Genomic DNA, 26840 nt, shown 5'->3' with positions numbered 1-26840 from the left:
TGTTTTTTATAAAATTAAAAATGTTGATGTTTCTTTGAATGTATATAATCATTCAATTATCTACTGGATAAGCCATCGTAGACATTAGTGCTAGTTCCGCTTGTGTGGTATCCAGCCTGCTGTATTGCACAATAATCGGAATATCGCTTTCTATTTCTAAAGCGTATGGAACACCCGCCGGTATTTTTTTGCTTCCCTTCTCAAGAGAACTAGTGCGAATATGTCTTGTCCGTTTTCCTTTGACAGTGACAGAAATTTTTTCTATTGGCTCTTGATCTTCAAAATAAATCGTGATGTCAATATGGGCGTCTTGCTCATGCAAGTTCACTACACAAATCGATTCGTGACTGATTAATTTCCCCGAACTGTCTACCGGAATATACCCGTCTGGAATAACCCAATGTGTTGCCCCTTTTCTGCTCATTTTTCTTTCCTCCTTACTTACTCTTTAAAATATCACTTACATCGTTTCTTCTAACGATGAGGTCGAAGCATACAACTCTCCGTTCTCCTCACTTCCATAACGTTCTCTTTCTATTTCTTGAAGTGTTTTCCCCTGTGTGCGAGGAGCACCAACAATCCCAACTACTGCTGCAATGATTAGAAATATAATCATCATATTTCCCGCAACACTAAACCCGAGCTTAGAGATAATCGTCGGCATCACGATAGACCATATACCTACAGCAACACGCGCGACAAAAAACATAAATCCTTGAGCTCTTGCACGATATTTGGTTGGAAACAACTCGCTAGCCCATAATCCATAAAACGCTTGTGCCCCAAAACCTGCAGAACAACCCCACAGAAAAACGAATAAAAGCAAAACTGGAATTGTCATTTTCGCATATACCAGTAATACCCAAGCAACAATACCCATGATAGCAGAAACAGCGTATATCGCCCTACGACTTTTCTTATCCCCTAACCGCATGAAGACAAAGTATGTAGAAAGGACGGTAAAAATCCAAAGAACTGCTTGCAACAAGTTCGCAGTGCTTGCAGACAATCCACCGACGGTCTCATAAATATATGGCATAAAAAAGCCCATCGCCCCCGCTGTTAAATTCCAAAACAGATAGACTCCAAGTAAAAGAAGTAACGCCCTACGATTTACTTTTTTGCTAAATAATTCCCTCAAGGAAGTATTGGAATGTTGACCAATAGCCCGCAATGCTTCCTGTTTTGCTTTTTCTTCTTTCCATATGGACGATTCCACTAAACCTCGTCGTATATACCATGTGATGAATGCGATTACAAATAGATGCGCAAAAATAAGACGGCTACCGAGAAGACCTAGAGGGGCTAGTAATACGGAAAGCAGTAATGCCGCTACTGGTCCCAAGGACCAAGCTAACTGCGCTGTTCCTGTATGTGCTGCCCTTTTTGTATGCGGCGCCTCTTCAGCTATATACGTCCAAGAAGCCGGAACACCCGCTCCCACTGCCAAACCAGTAATAATGTAACCCGTCAACAACATAGGGAAATTTATTGAACAGATAATAAAAAGCATTCCAAGCATGTACACGAGCAAATCATAGGTATAAATGAATTTGCGACCATACTTATCACAAAGATAACCACCTAATAAAGCACCAATCGCAGCTCCAAATGCATTTGCACTCACAGCACCCAATAATCCGATTTCAATGTCATTCAAATGCAAATACTCCACCCAAAGAGATAATCCTCCAGCTCCAGCAACGATTGAACCCGCTTCAATATAATTCGACATCGCCACTGAAATCGTTGCCTTCCATCCTTTGGTTTGCTTGATGCCAATATAACCAGACATTGTTTTCTCCCCCTTTGTTTTTTAACTAAATTTTAAATATAAATAAAATATTCGGAAAAATATTGAGATACTATCATTTTGATTCTCTTCTAAGATATTCTATTTATCCCCACCTTTTTTGTTTATGTTTATTTTAAATTATATTATATTTTTGTTTTTATTTGAATATGTTATTTTTATTTGTTTTAACTATATTACTTATAAAAGTCTCATCTATTCGTCATTGCTTTACTCGTTTTCTTATTATCTTTTCCTTTTCCTTACATAGTTGCATCACTTTATGTAAAAGCAGTATGATTAGTTCATACGATCATAATAGAAAGGAAGGGAGATAAATGACCAAACAACTGCCGCCAGGCCAATTTGAAACGGAAAAATGGCCGATTCTCCATGAGGGGGATGTCTATCAATTTGATGAATCAACATGGGAATTCCGCTTATTTGGGGATGTGAAAGAAGAAGTCTCTCTTTCCTATCGGCAAGTAATGGAGCTGCCAAAAACGATATCGACGATCGATATGCATTGCGTGACCACGTGGTCAAAGTTTGATACAACGTTTAAAGGAATCGCTTTTCGCGAGTTTTTGCGCTTTGTTGAGCTGGAGCCGGATGTAAAATATGTGAAAATTTACGGCTATTTGAACGGAGACCGCTTCGGCTATTCGGCGAACTTGCCGCTTGAAGCGCTCATGGGCGATGACGCGTTGTTTGTGTACCGCTGGAAAGATAAACATCATGACTGGCAGGATATTTCCCCGAAACATGGCTATCCGCTCCGCTTTATTCCGCCCGCATCGTTTTACTTATGGAAAGGGGCGAAATGGGCGTCAGGCATCCGGTTTATGAAAAAAGACGAGCCGGGATATTGGGAACAGCGCGGCTATTCGATGACCGCCAATCCGTTTAAAGAAGAACGCTTTGCCAATCCGGCCGGCACGTTTAAGTGATGGTGACAGAGCTTTCCGAACGAAAAACGAGGACCGCTTCGCTCAGGAAGGGTCCTCGTTTTATTATGACTAAACATGATTGACTGCTGTTTGTTTTTGTAGCCAAGGGCTGAGCCGGGCAAACAAAAGCATAAAGACAATGGTAATCATGACGCCTTTTACTGCATTAAACGGAAGGATGGCAGAAACGACGAGCGCTTTTGTTTCCGGCGCGCTCATCGCCGGAGCGCCCAGAAAGATCGTATATGCCGGCAGAAACACATAGTAGTTCAATACGCTCATCATCAACGCCATGACGGCGGTGCCAGTGGCTAACCCAGCCAGCATTCCTTTTTTCGATTTTGTTTTATGATATACGTAATATGTCGGCAAAATAAACGTAATCCCGGCCATGAAGTTGGCGATATGCCCGACCGGAACGCCGGTAGGACTGCCGACCACGAAATAATTCAGCACATTTTTTAGCAATTCAACGAGCACTCCCGCCAGCGGACCGTACAAAAGCGCGGCGATCAATGCCGGAACGTCGCTGAAATCCACCAATAGAAAGTTTGGAAACGGCGGAAGCGGAAAGTTTAACAGCATCAGCAAATACGAGATGGCACTAAATACCCCAATCAAGACAAGTGCGCGGACATTCATTTTTCTCATGTCGATTCTCCTCTCCTTCTCGTGATTCATCCTCACAAGAAAGAAGGCTGCCATCTTGAGCGTCAAATAAAAAACCCTTAAGTGCTCACACTTAAGGGAGAAAAAGGGTATGCTCAAATAGACGTTCGAGCGCGCCGCATTCGAACGTCGGCAAACCTTCATCTTCTCCCATCCAGACTATACTGTCGGCTCCGGACTCGCACCGGATCCTGCCTTGCGGCTCGCGGGCTGAGAAGCGCAATCGCTTCATCACCGCCGGTCGGGAATTTCACCCTGCCCCGAAGATGAATCGTATATTTTTTATATGCGATTGTACATTTAGTATACAATTTTTATATAAATTCTGTCTACCATTTTTTATGCAACAAAGTTTTTTATTTGCACAACATTTTTATGATAAAATAAAAACGGAAAAAGATAGCAAATAGTAAGGAGAGTGGCTAGATGAAACAGGAAATCATCGAACGCTTTACGAAATACGTTAAAGTCAACACACAATCCGACCCAAACAGCGACACTTGCCCTTCCACTCCTGGCCAGCTGGAGCTTGGAAACATGTTGGTGGAAGAATTAAAAGCAATCGGCATGAAAGACGTGACAATGGATGAAAACGGATACGTAATGGCAACATTGCCGGCGAATACAGATAAAGATGTGCCAACCATTGGCTTTTTAGCCCATATGGACACAGCAACCGAATTTACGGGAGCAAACGTCAATCCGCAAATCGTCGAAAATTATGACGGCGGCGATATCGTCTTAAACGAATCGTTAAACATTGTCCTGTCGCCAAAAGATTTCCCGGAATTGGCCAACTATAAAGGCCATACGCTCATCACCACCGACGGCACGACGTTATTGGGAGCAGACAATAAGGCAGGGATCGCCGAAATTATGACGGCGATGGCTTATTTAATTCAGCACCCGGAAATTAAACACGGCAAAGTGCGCGTCGCCTTTACGCCGGATGAAGAAATCGGCAGAGGCCCGCATAAGTTTGACGTCGCTAAGTTCGGCGCTAAATTTGCGTATACGGTCGACGGCGGCCCGCTCGGCGAATTGGAATACGAAAGCTTTAACGCCGCGGAAGCAAAAATCACGATCAAAGGGAAAAACGTCCATCCGGGCACTGCCAAAGGAAAAATGATCAACTCGATGAAAATCGCGATGGAATTTCACGGACAGCTTCCTGCTAACGAGGCGCCTGAGCATACGGAAGGATACGAAGGATTTTATCATTTGCTATCCTTTCAAGGAAATGTCGAAGAAACCATGCTTCATTACATAATCCGCGACTTTGACAGCCAGCAATTTGAAGCACGCAAAGCAAAAATGCAGGAAATCGCGGCAAAATTGCAAGAAAAGTACGGAAAAGAGCGAATCATGATCGAAATAAAAGACCAATATTATAACATGAAAGAAAAAATCGAACCGGTCCGTGAAGTCGTCGATATCGCCTATGAAGCGATGAAAAACTTAAATATTGAGCCGAAAATTTCGCCGATCCGCGGCGGGACGGACGGTTCGCAGCTTTCCTACATGGGACTGCCGACGCCAAACATCTTCACCGGCGGCGAAAACTTCCACGGCCGCTACGAATATATTTCCGTCGACAACATGATCAAAGCAACGAACGTGATTATTGAAATTATCAAGCTGTTCGAGCAAAAAGCGTAACATAAAAGCTGGTTCCAAGCCGCTGTTTGGAACCAGCTTTGTTTTTCAGCGCAGTTTTTGAATGCGCCCTTCGATGTGGGCATCAAATGGCTGCGGAAGCTGTTTAATATAATCGACGAGCGCATCCAGATCGACCGGTCCCACTTCCCGATTTTTTCCCTCCGTAAATACCGTGAAGTTATCTCCTCCATCAGCCAAGAAGCTGTTCGCCGTAACGGTGTATTCCGCATTTGGATCGAGTTTTGCGCCGTTTGGCAAATAAATATCGACGACTTTATCCCCAATCGGTTTGCTTGCGTCCCAAGTATACGTAAGACCGGAAATTTGCAGCATGCGCGTTTGATTCGACTGCCATTGTTGATTTAACAGTTTGCGGATTTGTTCTCCCGTAAGCGTCATTTTTACTAGTTGATTGCTAAATGGCTGCACGTTATACAGCTCTCCCCATGTCACTTCCCCTTGTTCAACATCGGCGCGAATGCCGCCAGGGTTCATAAAAGCGAAGTCGGTTTTCATCGCTGTCCGCTGCGCGTCCGCAATCAAGTTTCCTAAAGCCGATTCACCGCTCGCATTTTGCTCAGCGCTAATCGTCGTTTTTGCCGTGCCGACGACTTGGTTAATAATCGGCGCGACCTTTTCTTCATACTTGTTAATTAGTTTCGTAATCTCTGGATCAGGCTTAATGCTATCTTGATAGGTAGTCACGATTTCCGCTTTTTTCGCAACAACATCTTTTGTTCGCCGATCAATTTTTAAATCGACATCAGAAAAAGCAGTTCCATAAGAATACGATTGAACAAGCAGTTTGCCATCCACTTCTGCATTTAAATACGCATGATTATGGCCGGCAAAAATCACGTCGACTTCATCATCCACTTTTTTCGCAATTTCCACAATTTCACCACTCGCATTGGAACCATCTTTATTAGACACCCCTGGATTATGCGCAAGGACAACGATTGCACGCACTCCTCTCCGCTTTAACTGTTTCACCGCTTTGTTAATCGCTTCTGCTTCATCTGTGAATGTAACCCCCGCCACACCGCTTGGAGTGACGATGCTTGGCGTGTCGGACAACGTTACTCCGATAAAGCCAATCGGCATCCCTTTCACTTTTTTAATAACATAAGGCGGAAGAATCGGTTTGCCTGTCTTTTTATCTATTACATTCGCACTTACGTATGGAAAGTCCGCGCCACGAAAATAGCCCGTTTTTGGATGTGTTCCGCCATAAATAAGGCGAAGCATTTCGTCGACCCCTTCATCAAATTCGTGGTTTCCGGGTGTTCCTACATCAAAACCTAGTTTATTTAAAAATTCTATCGTTGGCTCATCCTGCAGCAGTGCCGATACAGGTGAACTAGCCCCAACAGCATCGCCTGCATGGACAAGAAGCGTATTTTTATTTTCCCTTTCCCGTTGTTTCAAATACGCAGCTAAATAATCCGCTCTCCCGACCGCTCTTCCCCCAACGTTTCTTGTTACATCAAGCTGTCCGTGAAAATCGTTAATTCCTAGCAATTGAACATCGATGTAACGGTGTTGATACGCATCCGCTTTCAGCTGTTTTTCTTCATCGCCAGCTTTTCCAGCCGCAAAGACATTTCCCGAAGCGATCATCGTCGATAACATCAAGGCAGGGACAGCCGTTTTCAGCCATTTTGAAGAAAATTTCATCACATTAATTCCCCCTTTTTGTTTTCCTACTATTCAGCATAATTTTTTGTTCTATCAAAATAATAGAGTCAAATGACTTATTTTCTGCTAAACTATTGTAAATTTTTCATAAATTTGTATAGTATTTTTTCTATCTAACTATTCGTGATTGTCTATGAATCTACGGAAAAATCTTTTGTCATTCACTCGCGTTTTATCCTAAAAGGTTGAATAACGTAATGCATAACAAAAATCATGAGTGTAAAAAATAGGATTGTCACTGTATACAAAGGAGGTGTCTCTAATGGAACGATATGAACAATTCAACAAAAGCTTCATCAACGGCGAATGGATCGATGGACTTAGCAAACGGACATATGATAACTTAAACCCGTATGACAATTCCGTTATTGCAACCATTCGTCTGGCAACGAAAACACAGCTTGCTGAAGCGTTTGACGTCGCCAAACAAGCACAAAAAGAATGGGCGAACACATCCCCAGAAGAGAAAAAGGAAGTGCTCCGCAAAGCGGCAGAATATTTACGTTCCAATCGGGATGCAATTATGGATATGATCGCCCGCGAAACAGGCGGGAGCATCATTAAGGCGAATGTGGAAGTCGATTTATCGATTGGGCTTGTCGAAGAAGCAATCAACATGGTGGATGAATTGACAAAAGTGAGGGAAATTCCGTCGGAAACAGAAGGAAAAATCAACCGGATTTATCGCCTGCCATTAGGGGTCATCACATCGATTTCTCCGTTTAACTTTCCAATGAATTTGTCGATGAGAACGATCGCCCCAGCGATTGCGTTAGGAAATAGCGTCGTACATAAGCCGGATATCCAAACATGCTTCACAGGCGGCTCCATCATTGCAAGAGCCTTTGAATATGCCGGATTGCCAAAAGGAGTTTTAAACATCATTCTCACCGATATCGATGAAATCGGCGACGACATGTTGACCAATCCGAATTCGCAGCTTATTAGTTTTACTGGTTCGACCGCTGTCGGCAAGCATATCGGAGCGATTGCAGGCGGAATGTTAAAACGCGTCGCGCTAGAGCTTGGCGGTAACAACCCGTTTGTCGTTCTTGCTGATGCCAATGTGGACCGTGCCGTTGACGCAGCAATATTCGGCAAGTTTATCCATCAAGGGCAAATTTGTATGATTATTAACCGCATCATTGTCCATAAAAACCATTATGATGAGTTTGTCGAAAAATTCGTCGAACGGGCGAAAAAACTTCCGTATGGCGACCCGCGCGATCCGAAAACGATCATCGGTCCGCTGATTAACGAAAAACAAATCGAAAAAGCCTTGGCGATCATTGAAGAAGCGAAAAAAGAAGGCGCCAAAGTGGCGCTCGAAGGAAAGCGAATCGGCAACATTTTAACGCCGACTGTATTTGTCGATGTCGATAATAACAGCAAACTGGCACAAACCGAATTGTTCTCCCCAATCGCGACCATTATTAAAGCTGAATCCGATGACGAGGCGATCGCGATGGCGAACGATACCGAATATGGTTTAAGTTCAGCGATTTTCACCGAAGATTTAAGCGAAGGCGAACAATTAGCCTTACAAATTGAAAGCGGTATGACACATATTAACGATCAGACGGTCAATGATAGCCCGACCGTCCCGTTTGGCGGCACAAAAGCGAGCGGTCTCGGACGGTTCGGAAACCCGTGGGTTGTGGAAGAGTTTACGATGACAAAATGGGTATCGGTTCAAAAAGAGTATCGCCGCTATCCGTTTTAGTAATCCAAGAAAAAGGGGCTGACCGAAAAGCAGAATTGCTTTCCAATCAGCCCCTTTTAAAATTCGCTTGTATTGGCGTGAATCGTGACTTGTTGGATTTTTACAACTGTTTTTCCCCTTTCACACCATTAATCGAGTAGCTTGCCGTAATGTCGGCATTTAACGAATGGGATACAGAGCAGTACTTCTCTTTAGACAATTGAATGGCGCGGACGACTTTGTCCTCTGGCAAATCCCCTTCTAACACATAATGAATGTGAATATCCGTAAACCGTTTCGGATGATCGTCCGCACGGGTTCCTTCCACTTCCATATAAAACGAACGAACCTCAAGTCGCATTTTTGTCAAGATCGATATAATGTCAATTCCCGTACATCCGGCAAGCCCATGTAAAATCAATTCCATCGGTCTCGCTCCAGAATCTTGCCCCCCTGCTTCTTTGGAGGCATCCATCGGGATTTCCACTCCCGAAGCGCTCATCCCTGTAAATGACATTTGCCCATTCCACGTCACTTTCGCTTTCACTTTTTCTTCCTCCTCTTTTTGCTCCAGCGGTGAAATAAATGATGTTACTATTCAGTTTACTTTGCCAAAAAAATAAATGCAAAAAAAATATCTTTTCGTATACATATTCTATTTTTCTATCTACCGTTTTTTTTCATGCATGATAAAATAAAAACATGCACAAATTTGATGAGTAAAGGGTGTAGGGAGATTGATGGAAAAAGCACTCATTTTGATCGCAGCTTACCTTCTTGGGTCGATTCCGTTTGCGCTCCTTGTTGGAAAAATAGGATACGGAGTCGATATTCGCGAGCATGGAAGCGGAAACCTAGGAGGGACAAATACATTTCGTGTGCTTGGCGTAAAAGCGGGGATTATGGTCACATGCGGAGATATTTTGAAAGGAACATTAGCAGCAAGCTTACCTGTATTATTTTCCGTTCACGTACATCCGCTTTTGGCAGGAGTGTGCGCGGTTCTCGGGCATATCTATCCGATCTTTGCTAAATTTCGCGGCGGAAAAGCGGTTGCTACATCAGCAGGGGTGATGTTGTTTTATTCACCGCTTTTATTCGTTTCCCTTCTTATTGTCTTTTTCATTGTTTTGTATATTTCCAAATATGTTTCATTATCTTCGATGTTAGCCGGGGTATATGCTGTTATTTATACGATCTTCTTTACTGATGATATTCCGCTAATGATCGCAGTATTGTTATTAACGGCGTTTATCTTTTACCGTCACCGCGCGAATATAAAACGCATTATCAACAAAACGGAACCAAAAATCAAATGGTTAGGCGGAAAATAGCACCATCGCGTCATTTTGAAACATCGTTTATCGAACACTTGATCAAGTGTATAATAAAAACAAGCCATTTGATCGGACAGGAAAGGAGTTTGATCATTGAAATTACCAAGCGAATTCATCGAAAAAATGGAGAGGCTGTTAAAAGATGAAGCTTCTCGTTTTTTTTCCACCTATCGGGAAGAAAAAGCAAACGGGTTACGGTTCAATCCGTTGAAAATCGACCGAGAAGCATTTTTAACGATCGTCCCGTTTGCACTTTCCCCCGTTCCGTTTTGCCCTACCGGCTTTTATTATGATGCAGACGAACAACCTGGAAAGCATCCGTATCATGCGGCAGGGCTCTATTATATCCAAGAACCGAGCGCGATGTTTGTGGCTGAGGTGTTAAAACCGAATCCGGGGGAAACGGTTCTTGACCTTTGTGCCGCACCTGGCGGAAAAACGACTCAGCTTGCGGCAATGATGAAAAATCAAGGGCTGATTATCGCCAATGAAATTCATCCGAAACGCGCCAAAGCACTTTCGGTAAATATCGAGCGGTTGGGCGTTACAAACGCGCTTGTTACGAATGAAACACCGGAAAAGCTCGCGAAATATTTCCCTGGGTTTTTTGACAAAATTTTAGTAGACGCTCCATGCTCGGGGGAAGGCATGTTCCGAAAAGACGAGAAAGCCGTTCGATATTGGAGCCAGGCGTACGTCGAACAATGCGCCATCAAACAACAGCATATTTTGCAATACGCCTATGAGATGTTAAAAGAAGGAGGCATTCTCGTTTATTCCACTTGCACGTTTTCTCCCGAAGAAAACGAACAGACAATAGAAGCTTTTTTACAAACATATGATGATCTTGAATTGCTATCGATTGAAAAAGTTCATGGCATTCAGCCAGGAAGACCGGAATGGACGAACACGAACTTGGAGGAAATAGAACGAACGGCCCGGCTATGGCCACATTCGTTAAAAGGAGAAGGCCATTTTGTCGCGAAAATAAAAAAAACAGGCCCCTCTCCTTCATGGAATGGGCGTTATGCCAAATCGAACGTCTCCAAACAAATGATTCGCGATTATCGACAGTTTGAACAGAAAGTGTTACAGATAGAAATCACCAAACCGTTGTATGCTTTTCAACATCATCTTTTCGCCTTGCCTGATCACTGTCCGAATTTCGATGGCCTAAAAGTGGTACGGGTAGGACTGCACTTAGGAGAAGCGAAAAAGCAACGGTTTGAGCCAAACCACGCGCTTGCCTTATCGCTAAAGCCGCAAGAAGTTCGTTACTCCCTTGACTTGTCAAGCGACAGCGTCGAATGTCTAAAATATTTGCGCGGGGAAACGATCCAGACGGGAGAAGACCGCGGCTGGCTGCTTGTGACCGTTGATGGCTATCCGCTCGGCTGGGGAAAAGAAGTAAAAGGTATGCTGAAAAACTTTTATCCGAAAGGATTACGAATGATGTAGAAAAAGGGCGCGCTGATCAGCGGCCCTTATTGTTTTGCCGATGTCGGAATGGTCAACGTGAATACAATTTCATCTTTTGCCAAATCCATTTTCCGGGCGGAAACTTGATAACCGTTGCCGAAACGAATATCGGTGAGCGCCACATAAACGCGGTTTGCCACTGGGTCAATGATCACTTCATCCGGCAGCGGCGCATGTTTTCGCAAATATTTTAAGACATAGGTGACGGGAAGCTCCCACTCTCCCAGTGATATTTCCGGACGTTGCAGCTCCACATTTCCACCTTTAACCACTTTTGGAATAAAGGAAACGACGAGGTCAAGCTCCCGGCCGAATACCGGAAGCTTGCTTGCCACATACACGCGGTCATCAAGCCAGACGCGATATTGCAGCGGATGATCTTTTGTCTTTTTGCGAATATAATCATTGATTACCGTATTCAAATGTTCTTTGTGCGAATATACCGTAAATGTCGCCCCTTTTGCTTTTTTCGGCGGCGGCACCGAAATCGGCTTAGCCGGCTGAAACAGCCACGCCGCAAGCAGCACGACAACGGCAATGTCCAATATCACTAATGCCCAAAACCACTTTTTCCAATTCATTGTTCCGATCTCCTTAGCCACATCTCTTCATGTTTTGTCAGCTCGTCATATACTCGTCTTGCCATTTGTTCATAGCCGATTTCATTCGGATGGAACTGATCGCTGTATAACATATCATCACGGTTGTCAAATAAATCTTTCACGTTTACAAATATTGTACGGTCATAACGTTTTAATACTTCTTTGCTGCCGTTATTCCATAGCTCAATGACATCGTCAATTTCCGGAACATTGGACAGCGAGCTCGAAAATGGATTATACAACCCGATAAGAACAATGGTGGCATGTCGATTGGCGGCGCGAATCGTAGCCAATAAATGATCCAACCGAGCGGCAAACCGTTTTTGCTCTTTAGCAAACAGTTCATATGATAAGTCAAAAAAATGGGAACGGACAATTTTCATCATGTCATTGCCGCCGATCGTAATGAAAATCAAATCAGCTTGTTCAACTGCTTCTATATGTTGATGGACGACGTCGTCAAGCTGGCTAATCCGCAATCCCCGTTTTCCTAAATTGACGACCGTAATCGTCCGCACCCCTTTATGCTGTAATAATTGTTGGCGCAAGCGCGAAATATATCCGCCTTTTTGTTCGCGATCCCCTATTCCTTCCGTTAATGAATCGCCAAGAGCGAGCACGCGGATATCTTTTGGAAAAAAATCATTGGCAACCATACGCGGTGCTAGCTTTATTTGCCGTTCAGGCAAGCTGGCATTGATTGCCTGCTGCGAAGAACAGCCGGCGCAATAGAACAATAATAAAAAAAGCAATCCCCATTTTTTCATGATCTACACCTACCTTATGCCGCAAACAGAGAAAACACGAAAAGGCAAAAATGCGCCTACATTTTTGCCCTTCAGGACGACTGCAAAATTTCGATATGCTCTAAAATCTTTTCATACGGAACATCTTGCACTCCACTATAAGTTTGAACAATGGTACCGTTTTGGTCAACAAGATAAAACTCTGTTCCATGGATCACTTGATCCTCATTTTCCGGTTTTTTTACAATCGTTTTAAAATTTTTCTCGGCAAATTTCTCAATTTCTGGCTGGCTGTATCCTGTAAGCAAATGCCAGTTTGATAAATCACCGTCAAATTTTTTCACATACTCTTTTAACTTTTCCGGTGTATCTACTTCTGGATCCACACTAAATGAGACAAATTCAACATCGAGCCCTTTTTCTTTCGCCTTCTTTTGTAACTTGGCCATATGGGCTGTCATTGGCGGACAAACCGTTTCACAATTTGTAAAAATAAAGTCGGCAACCCATACTTTCCCTTTTAAATCTTTTAAACCAAATGGCTTCCCATTTTGGTCCGTAAACGTAAAACTACTAACTGGCCAGTTTTTGGCATCGGGAATCGTTTTTCCGCAGGCAGCAAGCAGAACGATAGCAAGAAGAAGCAGCATTCTTTTCATCTTTTCGTGCCCCCATCTTCTATTCCATATCTTAGTCGGTATAATACATAAGCCCAACCGCTCCCGCTCCGGTATGAATCGAAATGACCGGTGTCGTCTGAACGATATCAAGGTGCTGATATCCTATCGCCCCGATAATCGATTGTTTCAGCCGTTCCGCTAAAGCGAGCGCATCAGAATGAGCAATCGCCACCCTCCGCACCGTTTTGTTCGCAATATCTGAAATCAATTGATTCGTCAAATATTTAACGGCTTGTGAATAACTGCGCACGTTCGTGATCGGCGTATACATGCCATCGTCCAGCGCGGCGATCGGTTTAATATTTAAAAGCGAACCGACCAGCGCCTTCCCACGGCCAACTCTCCCGCCTTTTACAAGATTTTCGAGCGTATCAAGCATGACGTATAATCGGGTATGACGGCGAACGTTTTGCAGGCGGCTGACAATGTCCGCTACGCTTTTTCCCTCTTTTGCCAATTGCGCCGCTTCCAGCACTTGAAAGCCTAACGCACACGAAATAAACTGGGAGTCGACGACGGTCACGTTCGCTTTGGACATGTTCGCGGCATGCTGGGCGGAGCGGACTGTGCCGCTTAGCTCGCCAGACATATGAATGGAAAGGACTTCGCTTCCATCCTCGCCAAGACGATCGTAGGCGCAAAGAAACTCACCGGCAGAAGGCTGCGAGCTTTTCGGCAGCTCCTTTGCCGCTTTCATTTTTTTCATAAACTCATCAGGCGTAATCGTGACGCGGTCGATCAACGCTTCCCCGTCAATCGTAAAATGAAGCGGGACGACTTCAATTCCGTGTTCCTCGAGCACCTCTTTCGATAAATCCACCGTCGAGTCGGTTACAATTTTTACGTTTTTCATGCATTCACTCCTAAATATAGCTTTCTGTACAATTATATAATGAAATGAGAAAAATTCCTATACAAAACCACCAAAGAAAAAAGTTGTTTTGCCCGAGGCAAAACAACTTGTGAAAGTGTTACGCGTTGTTTTTTAATACATTCGTTTTAAAAATTTGTTCGTACACTGGCCATTTTAATACTTTTTTCAAATATTCGCGAAACGAATACACAGAACGATCATTTGGGGATCGATATACTTTGGCAATAAACGTTTCTAAACGGAGTTGAATCATAAATCGATACGTGTTATCTTCCTCCAATACTGGAATTTCGATAATCTTCACCTTTTGCCCATAAGCGTTTTTGAACTCTAGGCTTTTGAATAACAAAATATCAATCCTCTTTTTTCACCGATTTACTTTTATTATACACCAAACCGGTGAAAAAGTATGTCAGAAATGCGCGAAATCTTTCCGACTTTTTTCGCGCTTTTTTTCTAAATGAGCAAGTGGAATAACTTCGGATCTTTATTCACTTCTTGAAACGGAAAGCCTTTTTTCTTCATCCGTTCAATCAGCGGCGCGTAATCTTCGCGGCGCTTTAGCTCGATGCCGACCAAAGCCGGACCGCTTTCTTTATTGTTTTTCTTTGTGTATTCAAAGCGGGTGATGTCATCGGTCGGTCCTAAGACTTCATCCAAAAACTCGCGCAGTGCGCCGGCGCGCTGTGGAAAATTCACGATAAAATAATGCTGCAGCCCTTCGTAAATCATTGACCGCTCTTTAATTTCCTGCATCCGGTCAATATCATTGTTGCCGCCGCTGATAACGCAGACGACCGTTTTGCCGCGGATTTTCTCTTTGTAAAAGTCGAGCGCCGCAATCGGAAGCGCCCCCGCCGGCTCCGCGACAATCGCGTTTTCATTATATAATTCCAAAATCGTCGTGCATACTTTTCCTTCTGGGACAACAACAATGTCATCAAGCATTTCCTTGCAAAGGGCAAACGTTTTTTCACCAACTGTTTTGACCGCCGCCCCGTCTACAAATTTATCAATTTCCTCTAATGTCACAACACGACCTTGTTCAAGTGCGGATTTCATCGACGGGGCTCCTGCCGGTTCGACGCCGATAATATTGGTGGCTGGGGAAATGCTCTTGATATATGTACCAAGCCCAGCCATCAATCCACCGCCACCAATGCTCGCAAACACAAAATCGATCGGTTCTTCGCAGTCATTGAGCACTTCAACGCCGATGGTCCCTTGTCCGGCGATGACATACTCATCATCAAACGGATGAATGAACGTACGGCCTTCTTCTTTCGCACACTTCATGGCCTCGTTAAAGGAGTCATCAAACGTATCGCCTACTAACACAATTTCTACCATATCTTTTCCAAACAGTTGCACTTGCGAGACTTTTTGTCTCGGCGTTGTCGCCGGCATGTATATTTTTCCATGCACACCGAGCGCCCGGCATGAATACGCGACCCCTTGCGCATGGTTGCCCGCGCTCGCGCAAATGATTCCTTTTCTCCGTTCTTCCGCGCTTAAATGCTTCATTCGATTGTAAGCGCCGCGAATTTTAAACGAACGGACCACCTGCAAGTCTTCGCGCTTTAAATAGACGTTGCATTCGTATCGTTCCGACAATAGGGGATTTTTTTGCAGTGGAGTATGATAGACAACGTCTTTTAACGTATGATAAGCGATTAAAATGTCTTCCACGTAAACGGTCCCTTGTTTTCGTTTCAGTTGTTGTTCCATACTCTTTCTTTCCCTTTCTTTCTAAGTTGTTTTTTTAATTTGTAAATTATATCACAAATTTTAAAAAAGAAAAGGGAATTTTCAAAAAGTTTATAAAAACATTTATGCTTGGCGGCAGCACGATGATGTATTGCTGCATTTTTTTTGCATCTAAAAAAAGACGACCGTCTTATGTGCGGTCGTCTTTCTCCCGTTCATATTCCTCGGCAAACTCCGTCGCCCATCTCCCTTCGTCATACCAGCGGTACGCCTGTTCCTTTCTCGCTTCTTCAAGAATATGGTTTTCCATAAACAAATGAAAAAATGCTTCAATGGCGCCGATGGCCAGTGTGCAGAAAAAGGAAGCGTATGCCATGTTCATCGTTGGTTCAATGAGCGCATAGCTTGCCAGCCAGATCAACAAAAACGAGAGCGGAAGATCGGCAATAACAGCGACAAAATTGCCAAAGCGGGGCAAAATCAGCAAATCGCCGACAATATAAGAAGCGAGCGCGGTTCCTGCCGCCATGAACAAAACCAGCAGCAACGGGGCATTAAAAATCGCAAAGATGGAAAGCAGCGCGATGCTCCAGCCAACGAATTTCACCACCAATGGAACGATATGTTTCATCGTATTCCTCCATTTCCACTCATTGTTTACTACTGTTATCGTTCCTTTTTTGCGCTGCTTCTATTCGGTCATAAAGAAAAACGTGTCCCGCCAAACGGCGAAACACGTTAATGTTTGCGTTCATAAATGATAAACGCATAATCATATGGATTTTTTTCATCTTTTATTCCTTTCGTATAGGAAACGAGCTGCCACTCTGACTCATTGAAAGCCGGATAAAACGTATCACCCGGAAAACTCGCCTCAATTTTCGTAATGTAAAGACGGTCGGCAACCGGCAGCGTCGCCCGAAACAGCTCCGCGCCGCCGATGACAAACACTTCATCATCGCATTTTGCGGCAAACTGCTTCACTTCCTCGATCGAGTGCAACACTTTGCATCCTTCCGGTTGAAACGAACGATTGCGAGTGACAATGACATTTTCTCTGCCGGGAAGCGGCCGGCCAATCGATTCAAATGTTTTACGCCCCATCACAATGGCGTGACCCATCGTTACTTTTTTAAAATAAGCTAAATCGGCCGGCAAATGCCATGGCAGGCGGTTGTCTTTGCCGATGACGCGGTTTTGATCCATGGCGACAATGTGCGAAATCATCGTATCTCTCCTTTATACTGCAACCGGCGCTTTAATATGCGGATGAGGATCATAGTCGACAATTTCAAAATCGTCAAATTCGTATTCAAAAATCGATGCCGGCTTCCGCTTGATCACCAGCTTCGGAAGCGGGCGCGGCTCTCTTGTCAGCTGCAGTTTCGCTTGTTCCATATGATTTTTATACAAATGTACATCGCCGCCGCTAAAAATCAATTCGCCGACGTCCAAATCGCACTGCTGGGCGATCATATGCGTCAACAACGCATAGCTGGCAATGTTAAACGGCAAGCCTAAAAACGTATCCACGGAACGCTGCTGCCACATGCAGGAAAGCTTGCCGTCGGCGACATAAAATTGAAACGCGTAATGGCAAGGCGGAAGCTTCATCTCGTCCAGCTCCGCCACATTCCAGGCGCTTACTAATAAGCGTCGGGAATTCGGATTTCGTTTTATTTCTTCAATGACCCAGCTGATTTGATCCACCGTTTTGCCGTCGGCCCCTTTCCACGACCGCCACTGCGCTCCGTAAATCGGACCTAGATCCCCGTTTTCGTCAGCCCACTCATCCCAGATGGTCACGCCGTTTTCCTGCAAATAACGAACGTTCGTATCGCCTTTTAAAAACCATAATAATTCGTAAATAATCGAGCGGATATGTAGCTTCTTAGTTGTTAGCAGCGGAAAGCCCTCTTGCAAATGAAAACGCAGCTGACGGCCGAACACAGATAACGTCCCGACCCCAGTACGGTCGTCTTTTTCTACCCCGTTTTCTAAAATATCTTCTAGCAATTGTAAGTATTGACGCAATGTTCTCACCTCACGCTCTATCATAACATAAAGGAGTCTCATTCAGAAACAGAAAAAAGAGCTCATAAACGAGCTCTTTCGGCCAAATGGCGGATGAACTGATACGTTTTGGGAGCGACAATTTGCAAATGCCTGCGTGTCTCATCATTATAGTAATAATACGCAAACGATTCAGCAAAATATTCTTCCGGATACATAAGAAAATAATAATGATGCGGAAACAGTTTTGCTGCTTCTTCCTGCCAAATCGAACGGAAAGCCGCAGTCTCGTGAATATGATTAAACACGATATAATCGATGGAATGAGCGAACTCGTGCAGTTCCAAATTGACCGAGCCGTGCCCTTTTCCCTTCTCGCTGTGACCGATTCTAACGAGCACTAAATGCGAGCCGCCAAGCCCTGGAACATCATCCCATGTTGCCGAAGAGGACAAATATCCGCGCGGCGTTTTCCCGCGTAAATATCTCGCCGACGGTTCATCGGTAATCTTCCCGTTCAACAGCTGAATGTAAATATGATGATCTGCCGCTTTTTGCAATATGGATGGGTCGATATGGGCCAGCGTATCAATCATTGTTTTCGCCTCTTTATGGGAAAAATTCGTTTCCGGAACAATGACCATTTTTCTTAATATATCGTACGGCATTGTATGTTTTATGCCCATATTGCTGTCATCAAGCAAAACGCCGTGTGCGGCAGGATAAGGGGAAAGTGAAAGAAGCGGAACGATTGCCAGCACCGTTATGATCCAAAAAAGAACCCGTTTCATGAACCTTTCCCCCGCTTCTTTTACTACAAATATGAAAATCTCTTTTTCTATTAAAATTATAACACATACAAAAACAGGGACAAATGCGTAAAATAAGGAAGCGGGATCACCGAGAAACGTTCATAAAACCGATCATGTCCGCCATTGCGGCGGCGTATTTTTATCCCAATAAATTTTTCCCAGTTCATAATGGGCTTGGAAACCGTCATGGTACGTATGGTAATGAAACTGAAACCAATACCCATCTTGCGGCGGGTGTTCGCGTCTGACATGGAAACGGATAATATCCTCCCCGTTATCAACGCGGTAAATATGAAAAATGCGTTCCCCCATCCCGCCTGATGGGTTTTCCGTCACCGCCAAATACTGCAGCTGTTCTTCCGGATATTGCTCGGCAAGCGACGCAATCACTTCCTCGATGCGCGGCAAAATCACATCGCGAAACTCGTCTTCAATAACGGGGGCGATTTTGCGCCCGAACTTTTCGTACGATTGCCGAGCGGCTTTCTCCATCGTCTGCTCGATAAATTGCTGACGGGTAACGGGCAGAGCTTGCGCTGCCGATTCAGCCGCAACGGACGCGGTTTGTGGGCCGCGATCACCTTGTGGCCAATCAGAAGACCGGGCATCATCCGTAGTCGGTTCGTCCGCCGCCATTAAGGAAGACGGCGGGGTAACGAGACCAAACGTACAGGCGGTGATCGCGACAACGAGCGTTTTACGCAGCCATTTTGGTAGCTTCACGCCTCTTCACCTCTCTTTAGTGAAAAATCCCGCTCTGCTTCAGCTTTTCTACCGCCCGCAGCAGCTTGTCTTCTTCTTGCACAAGAGCGATGCGCACATAGCCTTCTCCGCTTGGTCCAAACGCATGGCCAGGCGTGACGACCACACCGGCGCGGTCGATTAACGCATACGCAAAATCAAGCGATGTCCATCCCTCTGGAATTTCCGCCCAAACAAACATCCCTGCTTTCGGTCGATCGACATGCCAGCCGATGGAAGCGAGACCATCTATAAAGCAGTCGCGGCGCGCCTGATACACAGCTCGGCTTTGTTCACAAAAAGAAGCTCCTTTTGTTAATGCCATCACCGCAGCCTTCTGAATCGGCAAAAAAATGCCGTAATCCAAATTCGATTTAAAATTGCTAAACACGCGGATGATTTCTTCATTTCCGCAAATATAGCCGATGCGGCAGCCGGCCATATTGTAGCTTTTCGATAATGAATTGATTTCAATGCCGACTTCTTTTGCTCCAGGCACTGATAAAAAGCTGATCGGCTTTTGACCGTCATAATACAGTTCGCTATAGGCAAAATCGGAAACAACAATAATGTTATATCGTTTAGCAAACTCCACCACTTCGCGGAAAAACGCTTCCGTCGCCAGTGCGGGAACGGGATTGCCTGGAAAATTGATAAACATCATCACCGCTTTTTCCGCAATCTCGTGCGGAATTTCCCGCAAATTTGGCAAGAAATTATTCTCCTTGCGAAGCGGCATGAAATACGGAACCGCTTCCGCCATCGCAATTCCTGCTACATACGCCGGATAGCCGGGATCCGGAACGAGGATGATATCCCCCGGATCGGCAAACGCCATCGGCAAATGAACAAGCCCATCTTGCGAACCGATTGTATACGTAATTTCCGTTTCCGGATAAAGCGTGACACCGTGTGAAGTTTGATAATAATATGCCACCGCTTCATGAAATTCACTTGTTCCTTTTAAGGTATAGCCGTACGCTTGTGGATCGTTGGCATAGCGGCTAAGCGATTCCATGACAAACGGCGGCGGCGGCAAATCAGGGCTGCCGATGCTTAAGTCAATCAAGTCGTCGTTTTCGCTGCGTTTTTGCTGTTTATATGCTGATAATTCGGCAAAAATAGACGCAGAAAAAGCATTCATTCGCATAGCTAGTTTCATGTTCCGATCTCTCCCCCAACTTGCGTCGCGGAAAACCGCTTTCTTTTTCTGTTTGAAATGGTATATACTATGAGTATATGAATAGTGTATCATACTTTATGGAAAGAAACATAGAGGGAAGGGCGGGAGACATCATATGAATACGGTCTTTTTTGCTGCAAGCATTATTACGCTTTTGTATTTTATCTACAGCTGTATTGCCAACGCATAAGAAAAACTCGCAGGATGGCTGCGAGTTTTTCTGTTGTTAATCAATTTTTGTCTTTTTGCGGGCGGAATCGAGCTCATACGCTCCAGTTTCCGTTTGCGTTGTTCCTTGTCCTTTCACGTTTGGCGCACTAACCCCGGTTTTCGACGGATCTTTTTTCCGCTTTGCCACCTTACGTCACCTCCGCTTTTAACGTTCCCTTTCCTCCCTGTTTCTATTCCCTTTCGAAATCTACCATCATCTATATGAAAAAAAGGATGCTAGATAGCATCCTTAATCGCAATACTTTTCAAACGCATTCATAATGTTTTCCATTACAGTTTCCATTGATTGAAATTCAATTTCTTCGCGCGGGATAAAGTGGACGACTTCTTTTCCTTTTAACAGCGCCATTGACGGAGATGAAGGGGCGTAGCCAACAAAATATTCGCGCATTTTCGCCGTCGCTTCTTTATCCTGGCCGGCAAAGACCGTCACTAAATGATCCGGTTTTTTCTCGCTGCGCAATACCGCCTGCGTTGCCGCTGGGCGCGCTAATCCTGCTGCACATCCGCAAACGGAGTTCACAACGACAAAGGTTGTGCCTTCGACATTTTCCATAAATTGTTCCACTTCTTCACTTGTGCGCAGTTCGCGGAATCCGGCGTTCACTAATTCGTCGCGCATCGGCTGCACAAGCTGGCGCATATATTCTTCGTAAGCCATCGACATAACAACAATCCCTCCAAACCATTTTCGCTGTCATCAGAATACTATTTTGTTCCTAAAAAATCAATCAAAATAACTAAAACGAACGTAATTACGTTATGAATAGTGCAAACATTTCACATAAAATTTTTGCCATAGACAAAGACGTAAAAAGAAAAGGTGTTATCGTATGCAGCGAGCCTTTTCGATTTTTATCATGTTTTACTATTGGCCCTTTCTTCTGCTTTCCGTCATCTGTTTCCAAACCGATCCTTTCGCTTCCTCGCCGCCTTCAATGCGCTCAATTGCCATTTTCACTTGCATGCTTACTTCAAATTCTGGATCGTTTTCCGCCGCTTTTAACGCCGGCAATGCCGATTCATCACCGACTTCATATAAAAACATGGCAGCGCGCCAGCGAACGAGCTTGCTTGGATCTTTCAGTGCCTCTATCATCACCGGAATCGCTTCCGGATCGCCGATATCAGACAAACAGTCGCCCGCGGTGCGGCGGACGGACACCGACTTATCTTTTAGCGCTTCATACAAATACGGCAACACTTTTTTGCCGCCGATCATTCCTAAATACGCGGTCGCCAAGCGGCGAATCGCCACCTTTTCGTCTTTCAGCGCTTTCGCCAGCACCGGAATATCGTCTTCTGTCGGCTCTGCCATTTGTTCTAGCGCCGCATACCGTTTCCGCCAATCCGGATCATCGAGCATTTCTTTCGTTACTTTCATGTTCGGTCGTTTTTGCGCTGTTTTTTCTTGCTCGCCGCGGCGGAACATTTGCACGATCCGCTCTAACCGCTCCGGCGGATAGGCGGCGGAAAGCTCTTCAACAATTTCGTTTCCAATTTCTTCGAACGTGCCGTAGCGAACTCCTCTTTCCACCCACTTCCGCTCGAGCACCACATTACCCGCATATTTTTGCGCTTCAAGCACCGCATCGACAAACGGCTTCGGCAGTCCGACGCGGTGCTCGCGCTCTCCGTCCGTCAATTTCACCTGCATTGGCAGCCCGTAAAGCATTTGCACATATACTTTTACTTCGCCAAAATGTTCGTTTGGCTTTTTAGCCGTCTCTTGCTCGCTTTCTACATCTTCACCGAACACTTCACGAACTTTTGTCAAAATTCCTTTCCAATCGTATTTGGGATTGCGCTCAATCGCCAAAAAGTCAGCGACATGGTAAATCCCTTTAACGCCTTCGATTTTCATCAGCTCTTGGATCAGAGGCGGCGCCGTATCGACATTGTCCGGCTTATAGTTATGGCTCGTGCCAAACGGCAGCTCCTCATCTAAGAGCACTTTCATCGTATTCGGACTTGGCGTCGGTTCAATCGATTTAATTTTCATTTCTATTTCCTCCTTTGCTTATGACGACTCGATAAGCTCCGACAGCTCGGCCCACCGCTCTAACAGCGCATCAAGCTCGTCAGAAAGCGTTTCGTATTGCTCGGCAAGCTGCTGAACTTTTTCATAGTCGCTCGCACAGGTTTCCATTTCTTTGGCCACCCGCTGCAATTCTTCTTCCAGTTTGGCTATATTGGTTTCAATTTCTTCCCATTCTTTTTGTTCTTTGTACGTCAGCCGGCGCTTCGTCTGTTTTCTTGTCAGCTTCGTTTCTTTTGCGGCTTGCTTTTCTCGTTTTGGCGGCAGTCGCCGCTGTTCCTCCAAGTATTCGGAATATTCGCCGATATACGTACGGATGTTGCCGTTCCCATCTAAAATCAAAAGCTGTTCGGCGACTTTATCTAAAAAGTAGCGGTCGTGGGAAACGGTTATCACCACACCTGGAAACGACTGCAAATAATCTTCAAGAACCGTTAACGTTTGCGTATCCAAATCGTTTGTCGGCTCATCGAGCAATAGCACGTTTGGCCCGCTCATCAACAAGCGCAACAAATATAAGCGGCGCTTTTCCCCGCCGGACAGCTTGCGAATCAGCGTTCCATGCATATGCATCGGAAACAAAAACTGCTCGAGCAACTGCGCGGCGGAGATCGTCTCTCCATCGACGGTGCGTATTGCCTCGCCCGCTTCGCGAATATATTCGATGACCCGTTTTTGTTCGTCCATTTCCACCTGTTCTTGTGTATAATAAGCGATTTTCACGGTCGGGCCAATTTCCACTTCTCCTTCCTTCGGCCGCAGCCGACCGGCGATGATGTTGAGCAAAGTCGATTTGCCGCTGCCGTTCGGCCCGACAATGCCAATGCGGTCACCCGGTTTGACAAGCAGGTCAAAGGAATGAAAAAGCGGCTTGCCGCCGAACGAATGGCTGATTCGCTTCAGCTCGACTACTTTTTTGCCAAGCCGGCTGCCGCCCAGCTTCATCTCAAGCTGTCCGCTTTTTTCCGTCGCAAGCGACGCTTCGAGCTGGGCAAACCGTTGCAAACGTGCCTTTTGCTTCGTCGTCCGCGCTTTGGCGCCACGTTTGACCCATTCGAGCTCACGAAGGTACAGCTGACGCTGCTTTTGCCTAGCAGTGCGCTCTTGTTCTTCGCGAAGGGCTTTCGCTTCCAAAAACGCCGCATAATTTCCAACATACGTATATAGCTTGCCGCCTTCTAGCTCAAAGATGCGGTTCGTGACGCGGTCCAAAAAGTAGCGGTCGTGCGTGACAAACAATACCGCCCCTTGATAGCGCACCAAATATTCCTCGAGCCAGCGAATCGCCTCGTCATCAAGGTGGTTCGTCGGCTCATCAAGCACAAGCAGATCGGGCGCTTCAATTAAAGCCTGTGCCAGCGCGACACGCCGCTTTTGTCCGCCGGAAAGCTCGCCGATTCGCTTCGTCATGTCTGGAATACCCAGCTTTGTTAAAATCGCTTTGGCGTTGGCATTGGCATCCCACGCATTTTGCGCATCCATTTGCTGTGAGAGGGCATACAAGCGCGCTTGACGCTTTTCATCAAGCGGATGCTCGGCGAGCGCAGCGAGCGCCAGCTCATAATCGCGCAACAGGCGAATCAGCGGCGTATCGCGCTGAAATACTTGCTCTAGCACAGTCAAATCAGGGCGAAGTTCCGGCTGCTGCGGCAAATAGCCGATCGTGAAATCTTTTGGATAGGCAATATTTCCTTCATCCGGCGCGTCCACACCGGCAATGATGCGCAATAATGTCGATTTTCCGGCGCCATTGACGCCGATGATGCCGATGCGCTCCCCTTCTTTCACTGTAAAAGACAATTGCTGAAACAGCGTTTTTTCTCCGTAGTTTTTCGAAATCCCTTCTACTGTTAACATTTTCATGACCATCATCCCACTCTCGCTTCGGTTTCTTCGGGCGCGGAATGGGCGGAGCGTGATATCCCGCTTGTGCACCGCTAGGAAAAACCATAACTGCTTTTCTATTTCCAAATGTGCCGAATCGCCATCGCTTACCGCTTCCGCTTTCTTCCGCTATGGACAAAAAACCGTCTTCCGCAGTGGAAAGACAGTTTTTCTCCTTTTTTATAACAGTTTTTCAATTTCGCTTTTTAACTCGCTCGGCCGCGTCTGCGAAGCAAAACGGGCGACCACATTTCCGTTTCGATCAACCAAAAACTTCGTAAAGTTCCATTTAATTACCTTTGTTCCCAGCACACCTGAGGCTTTTTCCTTTAAATACTGGAAAAGCGGATGGGCGTTTTCGCCATTGACATCGACTTTGGCAAACATCGGAAAGGTAACCCCGTAATTGACTTGGCAAAATTGTTCAATCTCTTCTTCCGTGCCCGGCTCTTGATGGCCAAATTGATTGCACGGAAAGCCGAGAACGACAAAACCGCGATCACGGTATTGCTCATACAGCTCCTGCAGCTCTTTATATTGCGGGGTAAAGCCGCATTTGCTTGCCGTATTGACAATCAGCAATACTTTCCCTTTATAATCCGCTAATGACTGTTCTTTGCCGCGAATCGTTTTCACGGTAAAATCGTATACACTCACCCCACTTCACCTCACTTCCCATCATAATGGATTTTCCTCCCTTTTTCCACTTCCGCGCTCTTTACTTGTCAGAAAACTTCTGCAATTGTTCGAGCGAAGCGATCATGTACGGGATCATTTCCTCTAGGTCGGCGACATTATCTTCATAAATCAAACGGCCGAATTCGATCGTTGCCTCATTGCGATAGCTAGGTGTTTCATGAAGAAACTCATGGCTTAACGTTTGCCGGATGGTGCGCTCCTTTCCCCAAACTTGGCGCAACACCCTCTCTATATGTAAACATGCCGCTGTTTGCCGAATCGGTAACGAAAACGTAATGGAAAGCGTACAGCCCGGTCGAATCGTCTGCCGAAGCAGCTCTTTGGCAATCTGCTCTAAATCCATTTCCAAGCGGATCGTGCAAGATACATGCGGTGTATGATCCGACGCCAAGCCAAAAGTAATGGTATACGTTCGTGAAAAATGAGCTAAATCGACCAGGTCATGCCGGTCAATGACTACAATCTCTCCCTCTAAATCCAAATCGTACACTGCACCTTCGAGCACCGTCTTTAAATTGTCAAACGCTGTTGGATCAAACATCTCATCTCTCCTTTAGAATAGCCCAACTGCATTTCCTTTTTTATCAACATCCATGCGTAGCGCCGCCGGCTGCTTCGGCAAGCCTGGCATCGTCATCACATCTCCTGTCAATGCAACGAGAAACCCCGCGCCAATCGACGGTTTAAATTCGCGCACCGTAATCGTAAAATCTGTCGGCCTGCCTAGTTTTGCCGGATCATCAGAAAGCGAATATTGCGTTTTCGCCATGCAGATCGGAAGCTTGTCCCAGCCAAATTCCATAAACTGTTTTATTTGTTTTTGTGCTTTGGAAGAAAATTCGACATCTTTCGTCCCGTACACAATTTGGGCGATTTTACGGATTTTCTCCGGAATCGGTTCGTTAACGTCATATAAAGGGGCGAAATGATTCTCTTCGCTTTCGATCGCATGGAGAACTTTTTCCGCTAAATCGAGGCCGCCTTCTCCGCCTTTTGCCCACACTTCCGTTAACGATACAGGATATCCATTCATATCGCAAAAATCCGTAAGCGCTTTTATTTCACGAGCTGTATCTGTCGTAAAACGGTTAATGGCAATCACAAACGGCAAACCAAACGCTTGCACCGTTTCAATGTGTTAAGGAAAGTTTTGCTTTGTAGCGTCCGTATGGCTCCCATTCGTCTTCTTGAAGACCTAAGCTTTCGGCAATGTCTTGAATGTGCTTCAGCTTCGCCTGTTGTGCGATTTCCAAGTCGGTCGCCTGATTCGCCATTATTGCCATCCTCTGTTCCCCCATTGATTGTAATAAACGTAAACATATACATTTTACCATTGATACAAAT

At 45.3% G+C, this 26840-nt stretch carries 29 protein-coding genes, 1 pseudogene and 1 riboswitch; of the genes and pseudogenes, 5 read left to right on the top strand and 25 right to left on the bottom strand.

Translation table 11 applies throughout. The features are described from left to right. Window positions 1-52: 52 nt before the first annotated feature. Both GCA01S_RS05740 and GCA01S_RS05735 read right to left on the bottom strand, forming a co-directional pair. Window positions 53-424 (bottom strand): sensory rhodopsin transducer, encoded by a 372-nt coding sequence (locus GCA01S_RS05740; protein WP_042407975.1) that lies wholly within the window; start codon window positions 422-424, stop codon window positions 53-55. A 36-nt stretch (window positions 425-460) separates the two neighbouring features. Next, on the bottom strand, window positions 461-1795 hold the full coding sequence (locus tag GCA01S_RS05735) for an MFS transporter (protein WP_017434130.1): 1335 nt from the start codon (window positions 1793-1795) through the stop codon (window positions 461-463). Between the two features lie 335 nt (window positions 1796-2130). On the opposite strand from GCA01S_RS05735, the gene GCA01S_RS05730 reads away from it, so the two are divergent. Then, window positions 2131-2742: a sulfite oxidase-like oxidoreductase gene (locus GCA01S_RS05730; RefSeq protein ID WP_042407972.1), complete on the top strand. Its 612-nt coding sequence runs from the start codon at window positions 2131-2133 to the stop codon at window positions 2740-2742. A 69-nt stretch (window positions 2743-2811) separates the two neighbouring features. Here GCA01S_RS05730 and GCA01S_RS05725 read toward each other — a convergent pair whose 3' ends face one another. Continuing rightward, on the bottom strand, window positions 2812-3393 hold the full coding sequence (locus GCA01S_RS05725; protein ID WP_017434132.1) for an ECF transporter S component: 582 nt from the start codon (window positions 3391-3393) through the stop codon (window positions 2812-2814). A gap of 156 nt (window positions 3394-3549) precedes the next feature. Then, window positions 3550-3683: riboswitch (FMN riboswitch) on the bottom strand. Window positions 3684-3837: 154 nt separating this feature from the next. Between GCA01S_RS05725 and pepT the strand changes: the two genes are divergently transcribed. After that, window positions 3838-5070, top strand: a complete 1233-nt coding sequence (pepT, locus tag GCA01S_RS05720; protein WP_042407971.1) for a peptidase T — start codon at window positions 3838-3840, stop codon at window positions 5068-5070. Window positions 5071-5115: 45 nt separating this feature from the next. Here the strand turns inward: pepT and GCA01S_RS05715 are convergent, their stop codons facing one another. Then, window positions 5116-6747 (bottom strand): bifunctional metallophosphatase/5'-nucleotidase, encoded by a 1632-nt coding sequence (locus GCA01S_RS05715; protein WP_042407969.1) that lies wholly within the window; start codon window positions 6745-6747, stop codon window positions 5116-5118. A gap of 283 nt (window positions 6748-7030) precedes the next feature. On the opposite strand from GCA01S_RS05715, the gene GCA01S_RS05710 reads away from it, so the two are divergent. Next, entirely contained in the window at window positions 7031-8491 is a 1461-nt protein-coding gene (locus tag GCA01S_RS05710; protein ID WP_042407964.1) for an aldehyde dehydrogenase family protein, read from the top strand. A 100-nt stretch (window positions 8492-8591) separates the two neighbouring features. Here GCA01S_RS05710 and GCA01S_RS05705 read toward each other — a convergent pair whose 3' ends face one another. Continuing rightward, the gene (locus tag GCA01S_RS05705; RefSeq protein WP_017434136.1) at window positions 8592-9017 is read right to left on the bottom strand and encodes an OsmC family protein; all 426 of its coding nucleotides are present in this window, start codon (window positions 9015-9017) and stop codon (window positions 8592-8594) included. 193 nt (window positions 9018-9210) lie between these two features. Here GCA01S_RS05705 and plsY point away from each other — a divergent pair, with 193 nt between their 5' ends. Beyond that, a complete protein-coding gene (gene plsY / locus GCA01S_RS05700) occupies window positions 9211-9804 on the top strand; it encodes a glycerol-3-phosphate 1-O-acyltransferase PlsY (protein ID WP_017434137.1) in 594 nt (197 codons plus the stop codon). 96 nt (window positions 9805-9900) lie between these two features. Beyond that, window positions 9901-11265, top strand: coding sequence for an RsmF rRNA methyltransferase first C-terminal domain-containing protein (locus GCA01S_RS05695; RefSeq protein ID WP_042407960.1), 1365 nt, complete (start codon window positions 9901-9903; stop codon window positions 11263-11265). Between the two features lie 26 nt (window positions 11266-11291). On the opposite strand, the gene GCA01S_RS05690 is transcribed toward GCA01S_RS05695, so the two are convergent. The 20 genes and pseudogenes from GCA01S_RS05690 to GCA01S_RS19215 all read right to left on the bottom strand — a co-directional run bounded on the left by GCA01S_RS05690 (window position 11292) and on the right by GCA01S_RS19215 (window position 26770). Continuing rightward, on the bottom strand, window positions 11292-11867 hold the full coding sequence (locus GCA01S_RS05690) for a YpmS family protein (protein ID WP_017434139.1): 576 nt from the start codon (window positions 11865-11867) through the stop codon (window positions 11292-11294). Next, entirely contained in the window at window positions 11864-12655 is a 792-nt protein-coding gene (locus GCA01S_RS05685; RefSeq protein ID WP_042407957.1) for an SGNH/GDSL hydrolase family protein, read from the bottom strand. Before GCA01S_RS05685 ends, GCA01S_RS05690 begins: the two co-directional genes overlap by 4 nt. Before the next feature lie 71 nt (window positions 12656-12726). Next, complete coding sequence (locus GCA01S_RS05680; protein ID WP_042407956.1) at window positions 12727-13293, bottom strand: SCO family protein; 567 nt, start codon at window positions 13291-13293, stop codon at window positions 12727-12729. Window positions 13294-13324: 31 nt separating this feature from the next. Next, window positions 13325-14167: a DegV family protein gene (locus GCA01S_RS05675; protein ID WP_017434142.1), complete on the bottom strand. Its 843-nt coding sequence runs from the start codon at window positions 14165-14167 to the stop codon at window positions 13325-13327. A gap of 118 nt (window positions 14168-14285) precedes the next feature. Next, window positions 14286-14537 carry a YpmP family protein gene (locus GCA01S_RS05670; protein WP_042407952.1) on the bottom strand — a complete coding sequence of 84 codons (252 nt, stop codon included), beginning with the start codon at window positions 14535-14537 and terminating at the stop codon, window positions 14286-14288. Window positions 14538-14644: 107 nt separating this feature from the next. Beyond that, the gene (gene ilvA, locus GCA01S_RS05665; protein ID WP_042407949.1) at window positions 14645-15916 is read right to left on the bottom strand and encodes a threonine ammonia-lyase IlvA; all 1272 of its coding nucleotides are present in this window, start codon (window positions 15914-15916) and stop codon (window positions 14645-14647) included. A 169-nt stretch (window positions 15917-16085) separates the two neighbouring features. Next, entirely contained in the window at window positions 16086-16526 is a 441-nt protein-coding gene (locus tag GCA01S_RS05660) for a YndM family protein (protein WP_017434145.1), read from the bottom strand. A 107-nt stretch (window positions 16527-16633) separates the two neighbouring features. After that, entirely contained in the window at window positions 16634-17122 is a 489-nt protein-coding gene (locus GCA01S_RS05655; RefSeq protein ID WP_042407947.1) for a dihydrofolate reductase, read from the bottom strand. Between the two features lie 12 nt (window positions 17123-17134). Beyond that, on the bottom strand, window positions 17135-17929 hold the full coding sequence (thyA, locus tag GCA01S_RS05650; protein WP_017434147.1) for a thymidylate synthase: 795 nt from the start codon (window positions 17927-17929) through the stop codon (window positions 17135-17137). Between the two features lie 62 nt (window positions 17930-17991). Further along, window positions 17992-18699 (bottom strand): anthrax toxin lethal factor-related metalloendopeptidase, encoded by a 708-nt coding sequence (locus GCA01S_RS05645; protein ID WP_017434148.1) that lies wholly within the window; start codon window positions 18697-18699, stop codon window positions 17992-17994. 132 nt (window positions 18700-18831) lie between these two features. After that, window positions 18832-19443, bottom strand: a complete 612-nt coding sequence (locus GCA01S_RS05640; RefSeq protein WP_017434149.1) for a YpjP family protein — start codon at window positions 19441-19443, stop codon at window positions 18832-18834. 16 nt (window positions 19444-19459) lie between these two features. Next, window positions 19460-20623 carry an LL-diaminopimelate aminotransferase gene (locus GCA01S_RS05635; protein ID WP_017434150.1) on the bottom strand — a complete coding sequence of 388 codons (1164 nt, stop codon included), beginning with the start codon at window positions 20621-20623 and terminating at the stop codon, window positions 19460-19462. A gap of 247 nt (window positions 20624-20870) precedes the next feature. Further along, window positions 20871-21002, bottom strand: coding sequence for a YuzL family protein (locus GCA01S_RS19220; RefSeq protein WP_017434151.1), 132 nt, complete (start codon window positions 21000-21002; stop codon window positions 20871-20873). A gap of 102 nt (window positions 21003-21104) precedes the next feature. Beyond that, the gene (locus GCA01S_RS05630; protein ID WP_017434152.1) at window positions 21105-21542 is read right to left on the bottom strand and encodes a BrxA/BrxB family bacilliredoxin; all 438 of its coding nucleotides are present in this window, start codon (window positions 21540-21542) and stop codon (window positions 21105-21107) included. A gap of 201 nt (window positions 21543-21743) precedes the next feature. Beyond that, window positions 21744-22877 carry a conserved virulence factor C family protein gene (locus GCA01S_RS05625; protein ID WP_042407945.1) on the bottom strand — a complete coding sequence of 378 codons (1134 nt, stop codon included), beginning with the start codon at window positions 22875-22877 and terminating at the stop codon, window positions 21744-21746. A gap of 18 nt (window positions 22878-22895) precedes the next feature. Continuing rightward, window positions 22896-24776 (bottom strand): ABC-F family ATP-binding cassette domain-containing protein, encoded by a 1881-nt coding sequence (locus tag GCA01S_RS05620; protein ID WP_017434154.1) that lies wholly within the window; start codon window positions 24774-24776, stop codon window positions 22896-22898. A gap of 201 nt (window positions 24777-24977) precedes the next feature. Then, complete coding sequence (locus tag GCA01S_RS05615) at window positions 24978-25454, bottom strand: glutathione peroxidase (protein WP_017434155.1); 477 nt, start codon at window positions 25452-25454, stop codon at window positions 24978-24980. A 61-nt stretch (window positions 25455-25515) separates the two neighbouring features. Next, window positions 25516-26037, bottom strand: coding sequence for a hypothetical protein (locus tag GCA01S_RS05610; protein ID WP_042407942.1), 522 nt, complete (start codon window positions 26035-26037; stop codon window positions 25516-25518). Window positions 26038-26049: 12 nt separating this feature from the next. Next, a pseudogene (locus GCA01S_RS05605) lies at window positions 26050-26634 on the bottom strand (formate--tetrahydrofolate ligase); the annotation flags it as partial. Beyond that, window positions 26627-26770, bottom strand: coding sequence for a formate--tetrahydrofolate ligase (locus GCA01S_RS19215; protein WP_175244441.1), 144 nt, complete (start codon window positions 26768-26770; stop codon window positions 26627-26629). The pseudogene GCA01S_RS05605 and the gene GCA01S_RS19215, both read right to left, overlap by 8 nt. Window positions 26771-26840: the final 70 nt, after the last annotated feature.

The organism is Parageobacillus caldoxylosilyticus NBRC 107762 (assembly GCF_000632715.1).
Lineage (GTDB): Bacteria > Bacillota > Bacilli > Bacillales > Anoxybacillaceae > Saccharococcus > Saccharococcus caldoxylosilyticus.
The sequence above is the reverse complement of the archived record's forward strand: the minus strand, read 5'-3'. Positions and strand labels throughout refer to the sequence as shown.

Excerpts from the sequence above, each read along its gene's own strand:
- GCA01S_RS05740 (WP_042407975.1), bottom strand. The coding sequence starts at position 424 with ATGAGCAGAAAAGGGGCAACACATTGGGTTATTCCAGACGGGTATATT.
- GCA01S_RS05735 (WP_017434130.1), bottom strand. The coding sequence starts at position 1,795 with ATGTCTGGTTATATTGGCATCAAGCAAACCAAAGGATGGAAGGCAACG.
- GCA01S_RS05730 (WP_042407972.1), top strand. The coding sequence starts at position 2,131 with ATGACCAAACAACTGCCGCCAGGCCAATTTGAAACGGAAAAATGGCCG.
- GCA01S_RS05725 (WP_017434132.1), bottom strand. The coding sequence starts at position 3,393 with ATGAGAAAAATGAATGTCCGCGCACTTGTCTTGATTGGGGTATTTAGT.
- pepT (WP_042407971.1), top strand. The coding sequence starts at position 3,838 with ATGAAACAGGAAATCATCGAACGCTTTACGAAATACGTTAAAGTCAAC.
- GCA01S_RS05715 (WP_042407969.1), bottom strand. The coding sequence starts at position 6,747 with ATGAAATTTTCTTCAAAATGGCTGAAAACGGCTGTCCCTGCCTTGATG.
- GCA01S_RS05710 (WP_042407964.1), top strand. The coding sequence starts at position 7,031 with ATGGAACGATATGAACAATTCAACAAAAGCTTCATCAACGGCGAATGG.
- plsY (WP_017434137.1), top strand. The coding sequence starts at position 9,211 with ATGGAAAAAGCACTCATTTTGATCGCAGCTTACCTTCTTGGGTCGATT.
- GCA01S_RS05690 (WP_017434139.1), bottom strand. The coding sequence starts at position 11,867 with ATGAATTGGAAAAAGTGGTTTTGGGCATTAGTGATATTGGACATTGCC.
- GCA01S_RS05685 (WP_042407957.1), bottom strand. The coding sequence starts at position 12,655 with ATGAAAAAATGGGGATTGCTTTTTTTATTATTGTTCTATTGCGCCGGC.
- GCA01S_RS05680 (WP_042407956.1), bottom strand. The coding sequence starts at position 13,293 with ATGAAAAGAATGCTGCTTCTTCTTGCTATCGTTCTGCTTGCTGCCTGC.
- GCA01S_RS05675 (WP_017434142.1), bottom strand. The coding sequence starts at position 14,167 with ATGAAAAACGTAAAAATTGTAACCGACTCGACGGTGGATTTATCGAAA.
- ilvA (WP_042407949.1), bottom strand. The coding sequence starts at position 15,916 with ATGGAACAACAACTGAAACGAAAACAAGGGACCGTTTACGTGGAAGAC.
- GCA01S_RS05660 (WP_017434145.1), bottom strand. The coding sequence starts at position 16,526 with ATGAAACATATCGTTCCATTGGTGGTGAAATTCGTTGGCTGGAGCATC.
- GCA01S_RS05655 (WP_042407947.1), bottom strand. The coding sequence starts at position 17,122 with ATGATTTCGCACATTGTCGCCATGGATCAAAACCGCGTCATCGGCAAA.
- GCA01S_RS05645 (WP_017434148.1), bottom strand. The coding sequence starts at position 18,699 with ATGAAACGGGTTCTTTTTTGGATCATAACGGTGCTGGCAATCGTTCCG.
- GCA01S_RS05635 (WP_017434150.1), bottom strand. The coding sequence starts at position 20,623 with ATGAAACTAGCTATGCGAATGAATGCTTTTTCTGCGTCTATTTTTGCC.
- GCA01S_RS05630 (WP_017434152.1), bottom strand. The coding sequence starts at position 21,542 with ATGTCGATGGCTTACGAAGAATATATGCGCCAGCTTGTGCAGCCGATG.
- GCA01S_RS05625 (WP_042407945.1), bottom strand. The coding sequence starts at position 22,877 with ATGAAAATTAAATCGATTGAACCGACGCCAAGTCCGAATACGATGAAA.
- GCA01S_RS05620 (WP_017434154.1), bottom strand. The coding sequence starts at position 24,776 with ATGAAAATGTTAACAGTAGAAGGGATTTCGAAAAACTACGGAGAAAAA.
- GCA01S_RS05610 (WP_042407942.1), bottom strand. The coding sequence starts at position 26,037 with ATGTTTGATCCAACAGCGTTTGACAATTTAAAGACGGTGCTCGAAGGT.
- GCA01S_RS19215 (WP_175244441.1), bottom strand. The coding sequence starts at position 26,770 with ATGGCGAATCAGGCGACCGACTTGGAAATCGCACAACAGGCGAAGCTG.